The sequence below is a fragment of the Priestia sp. P5_B4 genome (assembly GCF_056400385.1).
This window is the reverse complement of the sequence record NZ_JBFULJ010000114.1, coordinates 1-8575: the sequence shown is the minus strand read 5'-3', so window position 1 is coordinate 8575 and position 8575 is coordinate 1. Positions and strand designations below refer to the sequence as shown.

Genomic DNA, 8575 nt, shown 5'->3' with positions numbered 1-8575 from the left:
GTCTCCTAGCATGTTAAAGTGGCCAAATTGATGCCCCCCATAAGCTTGTGCAAGCGGGAAAGCACCTTTTGGAAAACTGTTTCCAGCCAAAATGCTAACTCCTTCTGGGCTTTGCAGCTGTTCTTTTTGTAACCCTAGAGATGCGGCTAAAGAGTCGTTAAATTTAACTATTTTAGGTGAACTCACTGGATTAGGATCAAGAGGGGTAAAAAAGATGTTTGGTAACTCCGCATAGCTATTACGTAAATTCCATCCTGTTTCTTTTTGATTAGTCATCGTATCTCCTTTTCTTTTTGTGTCTTAAAACATAATTCTTTCTTTACTGATCTTTGTTTTATAAGCGCAGTAAGCCTTGCTCTACCCTGCTTTCTTTTGGGCGTCTTAGAGCAGGACAGTTTCTCTTTTATTTATTTTCTCTTTTACTATTATATCGTATTTGCTCGTACTTTTAATCTAAAGTGCCTTATCCATTTATATACCTCCGCTTTGTTGACGAGCTATTAAATGCTCAAAAAAGAAGAAGTATTAATATACTTCTTCCTCTGTATTTTACCCCCAAATATCTTTTAAATTCCAATACGTTAACTCTTTTACGATTACGTTTCCTCCTTCAGTAAATAATTCAATTCCGAGCCTGCTTTCTTTTGGATAAATACGGCTCGTCATGGTCGCTTGTCCTTCGTTTGCAAATACTTCAACGGAAGAACGGTCCACAAATATTCGTAAAGCTAGTGTCTCACCTGCTTGTAACGCTACTTTCCTCACCCCATCTTCTTTTCCCGAGTGAGTACAGTCAAGCAATAGCTTTTGCTCATTAAGGTTGTAACACATAAGCGTTTCTTCGTTGTTTATTCCACGAATTTTTATTCCTACCGATGAAGCTTGGCAGTCTGCTAAATCAAATACAGCTTGTATCTCTAGCAAGTCTTCATTTACTTCTACTACATAACTGTTAGAAAGAGCCTTATTGGTTAGCATATTATACCGAGTTTTCCGAAGTGATGTAAGCTCTTGGACGGGGTTCATTAACACTTTATCCCCTCTTAAAGTTAGTTCTCTCGGAAGCGTTAGCGCACCGCACCATCCATCCTCTTTCGTTGGCATATTAGCTTCCCACATGTCCATCCAGCCAATTGCAATTCGCCGCCCTTTATCATCTAAAAGCGTTTGAACAGCATAAAAATCGTGGCCGTAATCTAATTCAGTAAATGACCCATGATGAAATGTATTGGTTTCATAATTATATTCTCCAACTAAATATCCCGTTTGGAAAAGGTTGTGATAGGAATCACCTTTTGCTTCTATCCCTTGAGGAGAAATCATTAACACATGCTTTCCGTCTAACTCAAAGAAGTCTGGACACTCCCACATGTACCCTAGATCTCCATCGCTTTTAGCAAGGACACCAACATATTCCCATTGTCGTAAATTTGAAGATCGGTATAAGATAACACAGCCCTCTTGTTTCTTTGTTGAGTTTCCTAGAATCATATACCAGAAATCTTCGTGCTTCCATACTTTAGGATCCCGAAAATGATGAGAGCTATCTGCTGGCGGCTCAGCAATAACTGGGTTGGCCTCTGCTTTTTCAAAGGTAATGCCGTCTTTACTAACAGCTATATTTTGGTTTTGAAAAAAAGTATCCAGCTCTTTGTCTATATAATTATGTCCTGTATAAATTAGCGTAAGCTCTCCTTCGTTATCCACGGCACTTCCAGAAAAACATCCATCTTTATCAAATGGATCTCCAGGAGCTAAAGCAATCGGCAAGTGCTGCCAATGAACAAGATCTTTGCTTTTCACATGTCCCCAATGCATCGGTCCCCAGTTCTCGTCATAAGGATGATGTTGATAAAAAACATGATATTCTCCTTTATACTGAACCAACCCATTGGGATCATTAATCCAGTTCGCTGGCGCCATAATATGATACCCTAACCGATATTGATGATTCACCTTTTTCTCTGCTTCATTTAATGAATGTTGAGCTTGCTCGATTTTATTTACCGTTAACATCATCATATCCCCCTATATAATCTGCGTGTTTTCTTGTACATCTTTTCTTATAAATCTATGTTTTTTAGAGTTTAGTAGTGTAAACATTGAAATAACGTTAAATACCAAAACCATACCTCCCATAATTAAATAGGTACGGGAAAAACCTACGCTATCATATAATCCTCCCGCTATGGGTGAAAGAACTGAAGCACCTATTTGTGAAGCGAATTGGAATCCAACCAAATAAAGGATAGAAGATAGGCGCGTGTCAAAGTTAGCTGCCAAATATTTGAAGATGGCAATGAGCATAATAGGAAGTTCTAATGCATGAATAAGCTTCATCGAAGATATTCCAATTGGACCAACAACAAGCCCTGACCCAATAATACGAAATCCCATTAGAAACCCTGCTAAAATTAAACTATTTTTTGCACCGATCTTATTTACAATAAACGGTGCTGCGAACATCATTCCAGCTTCTAAAAATACTTGAAACGAATTTAAGTAGCCAAATACTTGGTTACCTATCGATTCAGTAGGAAACAAAGATGCATAATAGATAGGAAATTGCTGATCATATACCCCATATACGCATGTAACACCAACAACATAAATCATAAAAAACCAAAATTCCTTCAATAAAAATAAACTGCCTACATCTCTTAGCGTGACGGATTCAGCTTTTTCCATTTCATAACTGCTCATTTCTACTTTTACAGAAAAAATAATAGCCACTAGGATAACTGCTGAAACAGATGCCACCCAAAAATTAATGTGAGGATTAATATTAAACAATTGTCCTGCAAAAAACGTAGCTGCAGCCCAGCCTAATGACCCCCACATTCTAGATTTTCCGTACTCAAATTTATATTTCCGGCTGACTTTCTCTATGTATGTTTCAATCGCTCCGATGCCCGCCAAAAACGCTACTCCTAAATATAGGCCTCCAATAATAGCCCCTATCAACACATTGTATTGAAGCAAAGGTCCATAAACAAAAATATAAAATGGTCCTACAAACACTAAAAGACAGCTAATAAAAAATAAAACGTGTTTCTTTAAACCTATCCTGTCAGATATATATCCGTACAAAGGCTGCATACACAAAGCAAAGATAGCGTTTACAGAAAAGATTAAGCCTGTTGCTGATCCATTCAACTTAATCTCTTGCCCTAACCAGATAGAAAATAAAGAGTAGCTTGACGACCACGTAAAAAAGAAGAAGAAAAAATATGCACTCAGCTTCCAATATAAACTTTTTGAACTTTTCATTTTAGTTACCCCTTTAGCTTAAGATATAAAATCTTTTATCTAACAAAATGAAAGCACTTTCAATTTGATTTTATGTCAACCGGTTTCATATGTCAACCGGTTTCATATTTTATATTTAAAAAAAGATTGTATTAGGTGTAAAAGTGGGCTTTGTGGTATGTTTAAATTGTTTAATAAACCGTTTACAATCCTTACATAGATTTTTATCACTCAAAAGAAAACGTAACGACTGAAAGCTATTTGCTTGATTGCAATTTATTTTAAGGCTTTTACATGTCTGATATATACTATAAAAGCAATGTTTTGGAGAAATTAGGAGGAAACTAGATGAAAGCCAAGATTAGTGATGTAGCAAAAATTGCAGGTGTTTCACCGACTACCGTTTCTCGTGTATTAAATAACCGTGGTTACATAAGCAAAGAAACGCGAGAAAATGTTTATAAAGCAATGAAAGAAATTAATTATTTCCCAAATGATATTGCACGTTCATTATTTAATAAGCGAACAAATTTAATCGGTATGATTGTCCCGCAAACGAGCAACCCTTTTTTCGGAGAGTTAGCCTTTCACATTGAAAGTATATGTGCTTCTCTTAACTACAAAGTACTTCTTTGCAACAGTCTTAATCGAATTGATAAAGAAAAAAAATATGTAGAGATGCTTATCAGAAATCAGGTAGATGGTGTGATTGCCGTCACTTATAATAGAGGTATTTTTGATTCAGAAAGTCAAAGTCTTCCTGTGGTAGCAGTGGATCATTATTTATCAACAGATATTCCTACCGTATCTTCTGATAACTATGCTGGAGGAAAACAAGCCACGGAATTGCTCATTTCAAAAGGTTGTAAGCATATTATTCATATTAACGGCCCCCTTAAACTCGAAACTCCAGCTAACTTAAGAAGGAAAGCTTATGAAAACGTGATGAAAAAGTACGAAAAACAGCCTATCACGTATGAAATTTCAAATACCTTCGACCGCAACATCCAGAGAGAAACTATTTCTAAGGTTTTTGAAGAAAATCCGGAAGTAGATGGTATTTTTGCAAGTGATGACTTACTTGCAGCTTTAGTAGTTGCAGAAGCACAAAAAAGAGGAAAAAACATCCCAAGAGATTTAAAAATCGTGGGCTATGACGGAACGGAGGCCAGTCAGACTTTGTTACCTGGTCTAACTACAGTTCAACAGCCCATTGAATCGATTGCTCAAACAGCCATTGATATTTTACTAAAAGAAATTGAAGGAGAATTCACCAATATACCTCGTGAAATCTGCCTTCCCGTTAAGCTTCTAGAAGGACAAACAACGTAAAAATACATTTTTTATAAAATAAATATCAGTTTGTTGCATATTCTTCTTCCTTTATTCACACCTTAACGTTACAGAAAGGAGTTGAATACAATGGCAAACAACAAAAGCAGCAATAATAATGAATTATTAGTATACGGAGCTGAACAAGCAATCGATCAAATGAAATATGAAATCGCTAGCGAGTTCGGAGTAAATTTAGGAGCTGACACTACTGCACGTGCAAACGGATCAGTAGGCGGCGAAATCACAAAACGTCTTGTACAATTAGCTGAGCAACAACTTGGCGGCGGACGTTTCTAAGACAATTTCATACACACCATGACTTAAGGAAGAATGGATATCCATTCTTCCTTTTCATATATTTACTTTCCATTTTTATATAAAAATTATTATTCTTCCTCCTCTTTACTGACTGATTTTGTTTTTCCTTTCTTTAGTACAGCGCTGATTCCTAAACAACAGACGGCTGCTATCCATCCGGAGATGAGAAAATAAACGGAAGTATTTGCAAAGAGTGTGCCTATTAAAATAAACAGGCCTCCAAGAATAATAAAAAAGACGTGACCCTCACCATTTCTTTTCACCTTCATCACCTCTCCTTACCTATACAAACGAATGTTCAGATACAAAAGAAACTTCTTGATAAACAAGAAGTTTTCTTCGTGCGTTCCTTTTTTAATAAAAATTAAAGGTGTTTTCTTTTTATTTATTCAACGAAACCCCTCAATATTCTTCTCAATTACATGCTATTCAATAATTTCTGCGGTTTTATACTCTTTCATAAATACATCAATAACATCTCCTGCTTCTTCGTTCTCCTCCTCCATTTGAACGAGTATTTGGTTTTGTGCATTTACCGAAAGGATTCTGACATCCGACATTCGGTTTATGTCCAGCTGCAATTCCAAATCTCTAGCAACTTCATCAGCTTTTAGTGAATCTTTGATAATATATCTGTGGCTTCTCATAACATTCGCTCCTTTACGTTATATGAACGAATATAGTTTATCCAAACTATCAGCGCACAATAACATTTTTCTTGTATCTTTCATTTAAACAAAACAAAAAAACGGCTGAGAAAAGCCGTTTTTTTGTTTTGCTTTTCATTTATGAAAAAGCATAGTTATTTCTTTAGTTGACCGTTCTCTGTATCAGGTATCATGCGCTTATTTATTCCGAATGCGTAAAAACTGATGACAACAAGAGCGAGGAAAATAACCCCTACAATAAGTGAAATACGCGTTTCATCATTAAACCACATGCCTACAAGCACCATAAGTAAAAAAGCAATAGTTATATAGTTTGTTACAGGCGCAAAAGGCATTTTGAAAGGATGACTGTCCATTTCAGCCCCTTTAGCTTTACGGAAACGAATTTGGCTGATAAGAATAATGAACCAAGGAATCATTCCTGGAAGCACGCTAGCGCTGTATACATAAACAAATACATTCGGTGGAGCGATGTAGTTTAAAATAACTCCAATTACTAACCCAATCATAACAGCGAGTGTGCTGTAAATCGGAACACCGTTACGAGAAATTTTTGTGAAGAATTTAGGTGCTTGACCGTTTACACCAAGCGTATAAAGCATGCGTCCTGCACTAAAAATTCCGCTGTTACAGCCTGACATCGCTGCTGTAATAACTACAAAGTTAATGATACCTGCAGCTGCTGTAACGCCAACTTTAGCAAATGTAGATACGAACGGACTTCCCAAGGAATCCAACTCATTCCACGGATATACCGTCACGATGACAAAAATTGCTCCAATATAAAAAATTAAAATTCGCCAGATGATGCTTTGAATTGCGCTTGTTAACGTTTTTTTAGGATCCTTTGCTTCACCAGCTGTAATACCAATTAGCTCGACTCCTTGATAAGCTGCAATAACAAGAGATAGCGCAAAGAAAAAGCCTGACCATCCGCCTGCAAAGAAACCGCCGTGTGCCCAAAGGTTTGATATCCCAATTGCGTCTCCGCCATTTCCAAATCCAAAGAAAATCAACCCAAGTCCTGCGATAATCATTAAAATAATTGTTACAATCTTAATCATCGCAAACCAAAATTCAAACTCTCCAAATGATTTTACTGAAATTAAGTTTGCTGTGCCTAAAATCAACATGGCGATAATACCAGGCACCCAAGCTGGTAAATGTGGGAACCAATAATGCATATATGCTCCTACCGCTATAATTTCAGACATCCCTACGATTACAAATTGAAACCAGTTGCTCCACGCAGCCATATAACCTGCCAATGGATGAATATATTTGTGGCCAAATGTAGCGAATGAACCTGTGCTTGGTTCCATGTACAGCATTTCGCCCATGGCACGCATAATAAAGAAAATAAACATTCCGCAGATTGCGTAAGCAAGCAATACCGATGGACCTGTCCATTGGATGGTGCTTGCTGATCCCATAAATAATCCAACGCCAATTGTTCCGCCTAGCGCGATCATTTGAATGTGACGGGATTCTAGGCCTCTTTTTAGCTCTTTGTCTGCCATTCCATTTCCTCCTCCTAAACTTGTTATAGCTCTGTTAGGAAAGATACTTTTTGTGTCTGATGGAACAGCTATCGTTTTTAAAACCTTCCATTTTTACCTAGTACCTTTACAACTAAACTACTTTTTCTATTTTTAGCTATCCGACTGTATAATTACTTATTTTATAATAATAAATTTCCCTCAGAAATACAATTGTTTTTTTCAGAAAAACACTCAATTAAACCTTTAACCTTTATTAAATCAATCATTTGAGTGAAATAGTTTTTTATTTCAGTATAATTTAAATTTTATGAACATTCAAAATAAATATAGACGCAGGGTACGGGAACACTCTATTTCTTAAGGCTAACGAAATGAAACCACTACTTAATCGAAAAAATTCCTTTCTTCTCCTTTTACGTTTCTTCTTTCTCTTCTTAGGGAAAGTATCCATAGAAAATAGAGATGAGGAGGGATTTTTCATGTGGCAAGCTGCGATGTGGGGCGGAATTTCAGGATCAGCTGTCCTTCTTGGTGCTTTGGCAGCAGTTTTTTTGCCTATCGGCAAAAAGATAATTGGTTATATTATGGCTTTTGGGACAGGTGTATTAATCGGAGCATCTACCTATGAGCTGCTTGGAGACTCGGTTCATAACGGCGGGTTAAAAGCTACTTCTCTTGGTTTTCTTGCCGGGGCTGTCGTTTTTACTTTTTTAGACTATCTAATTTCACGTCAAGGAGCGAGTAAAAGAAAGAGGTCTACCAAACAAATGGCTGCGAGTAGTTCTGGAATTGCTATATTTATAGGAACCGTAATGGATGCCATCCCAGAGTCCATTATGATTGGGGCTAGCTTAATTGAAAATGCAACCGTTAGCTGGCTTCTTGTTATCGCTATTTTTATAAGTAATATTCCTGAAGGACTGTCCAGTACGACCGGTCTAGTAAAAAGCAGATTCTCTAAAAAGAAAATTTTTTTACTATGGGCAGCTGTTTTGTTCATTTCAGCTTTTAGCTCATGGACAGGTTTTGTTTTTTTAGACCATGCATCTGAGACACTTATGGCTGCTATTGCTGCTTTTGCCGGCGGTGGTATCATTGCTATGGTAGGTTCTACAATGATGCCAGAGGCCTATGAAGAAGGAGGTTCTATTACGGGATTAATTGCTGCACTTGGATTACTTGCTTCGCTGATATTAGATCATTTTTCTTAATTGTCTTCATACTATTTCTATCGTATCCAAGTAGAAAGCACAAAGCCTTCTACTTGGAGACGTGTTTCCTTATCACATTATTATGAATGTGTCTTCTTAATAAGTAAAATCGTAGTTTTCTTTTATTTCCCGAGTAAAAGCTTTCCAATCCGTAGCTTCAAATTCTGCATTGCGTGCTTTTAACTCTTTTTCCATTCCTTGAATCTCTTGAACAGCTTCTATAGTTCTTTCACTTCCTGGTCCTACTCTCCAAATTAAGTTTTTGTATTCTTTAATCTTATCCATTAGATCC

General features: G+C 36.8%; 10 protein-coding genes. 3 read left to right on the top strand and 7 right to left on the bottom strand.

What is annotated here, in order from left to right:
- The 3 genes from AC1DRF_RS11845 to AC1DRF_RS11835 all read right to left on the bottom strand — a co-directional run.
- Nucleotides 1-276: protein adenylyltransferase SelO family protein (locus tag AC1DRF_RS11845; protein WP_477740805.1), on the bottom strand; the 276-nt coding region annotated here is incomplete at its 3' end.
- A 273-nt stretch (nt 277-549) separates the two neighbouring features.
- Nucleotides 550-2016, bottom strand: a complete 1467-nt coding sequence (locus tag AC1DRF_RS11840) for a glycoside hydrolase family 32 protein (protein WP_477740804.1) — start codon at nt 2014-2016, stop codon at nt 550-552.
- Between the two features lie 12 nt (nt 2017-2028).
- A complete protein-coding gene (locus AC1DRF_RS11835) occupies nt 2029-3270 on the bottom strand; it encodes an MFS transporter (protein ID WP_043979132.1) in 1242 nt (413 codons plus the stop codon).
- Nucleotides 3271-3597: 327 nt separating this feature from the next.
- Between AC1DRF_RS11835 and AC1DRF_RS11830 the strand changes: the two genes are divergently transcribed.
- Both AC1DRF_RS11830 and AC1DRF_RS11825 read left to right on the top strand, forming a co-directional pair.
- Nucleotides 3598-4581 (top strand): LacI family DNA-binding transcriptional regulator, encoded by a 984-nt coding sequence (locus tag AC1DRF_RS11830; protein ID WP_427076689.1) that lies wholly within the window; start codon nt 3598-3600, stop codon nt 4579-4581.
- A gap of 90 nt (nt 4582-4671) precedes the next feature.
- On the top strand, nt 4672-4881 hold the full coding sequence (locus tag AC1DRF_RS11825; protein WP_013058452.1) for an alpha/beta-type small acid-soluble spore protein: 210 nt from the start codon (nt 4672-4674) through the stop codon (nt 4879-4881).
- Nucleotides 4882-4970: 89 nt separating this feature from the next.
- Here the strand turns inward: AC1DRF_RS11825 and AC1DRF_RS11820 are convergent, their stop codons facing one another.
- The 3 genes from AC1DRF_RS11820 to AC1DRF_RS11810 all read right to left on the bottom strand — a co-directional run bounded on the left by AC1DRF_RS11820 (nt 4971) and on the right by AC1DRF_RS11810 (nt 7090).
- Nucleotides 4971-5171, bottom strand: coding sequence for a hypothetical protein (locus tag AC1DRF_RS11820; protein ID WP_013056287.1), 201 nt, complete (start codon nt 5169-5171; stop codon nt 4971-4973).
- A 156-nt stretch (nt 5172-5327) separates the two neighbouring features.
- A complete protein-coding gene (locus AC1DRF_RS11815; protein ID WP_043979137.1) occupies nt 5328-5549 on the bottom strand; it encodes a hypothetical protein in 222 nt (73 codons plus the stop codon).
- A 155-nt stretch (nt 5550-5704) separates the two neighbouring features.
- Nucleotides 5705-7090: an amino acid permease gene (locus AC1DRF_RS11810; RefSeq protein ID WP_427076688.1), complete on the bottom strand. Its 1386-nt coding sequence runs from the start codon at nt 7088-7090 to the stop codon at nt 5705-5707.
- A gap of 461 nt (nt 7091-7551) precedes the next feature.
- Here AC1DRF_RS11810 and AC1DRF_RS11805 point away from each other — a divergent pair, with 461 nt between their 5' ends.
- Complete coding sequence (locus tag AC1DRF_RS11805; protein ID WP_427076687.1) at nt 7552-8283, top strand: ZIP family metal transporter; 732 nt, start codon at nt 7552-7554, stop codon at nt 8281-8283.
- A gap of 96 nt (nt 8284-8379) precedes the next feature.
- Here AC1DRF_RS11805 and AC1DRF_RS11800 read toward each other — a convergent pair whose 3' ends face one another.
- Entirely contained in the window at nt 8380-8568 is a 189-nt protein-coding gene (locus AC1DRF_RS11800; protein WP_477740806.1) for a transcriptional regulator, read from the bottom strand.
- Nucleotides 8569-8575: the final 7 nt, after the last annotated feature.

Excerpts from the sequence above, each read along its gene's own strand:
- AC1DRF_RS11840 (WP_477740804.1), bottom strand. The coding sequence starts at position 2,016 with ATGTTAACGGTAAATAAAATCGAGCAAGCTCAACATTCATTAAATGAA.
- AC1DRF_RS11835 (WP_043979132.1), bottom strand. The coding sequence starts at position 3,270 with ATGAAAAGTTCAAAAAGTTTATATTGGAAGCTGAGTGCATATTTTTTC.
- AC1DRF_RS11830 (WP_427076689.1), top strand. The coding sequence starts at position 3,598 with ATGAAAGCCAAGATTAGTGATGTAGCAAAAATTGCAGGTGTTTCACCG.
- AC1DRF_RS11825 (WP_013058452.1), top strand. The coding sequence starts at position 4,672 with ATGGCAAACAACAAAAGCAGCAATAATAATGAATTATTAGTATACGGA.
- AC1DRF_RS11820 (WP_013056287.1), bottom strand. The coding sequence starts at position 5,171 with ATGAAGGTGAAAAGAAATGGTGAGGGTCACGTCTTTTTTATTATTCTT.
- AC1DRF_RS11815 (WP_043979137.1), bottom strand. The coding sequence starts at position 5,549 with ATGAGAAGCCACAGATATATTATCAAAGATTCACTAAAAGCTGATGAA.
- AC1DRF_RS11810 (WP_427076688.1), bottom strand. The coding sequence starts at position 7,090 with ATGGCAGACAAAGAGCTAAAAAGAGGCCTAGAATCCCGTCACATTCAA.
- AC1DRF_RS11805 (WP_427076687.1), top strand. The coding sequence starts at position 7,552 with ATGTGGCAAGCTGCGATGTGGGGCGGAATTTCAGGATCAGCTGTCCTT.
- AC1DRF_RS11800 (WP_477740806.1), bottom strand. The coding sequence starts at position 8,568 with ATGGATAAGATTAAAGAATACAAAAACTTAATTTGGAGAGTAGGACCA.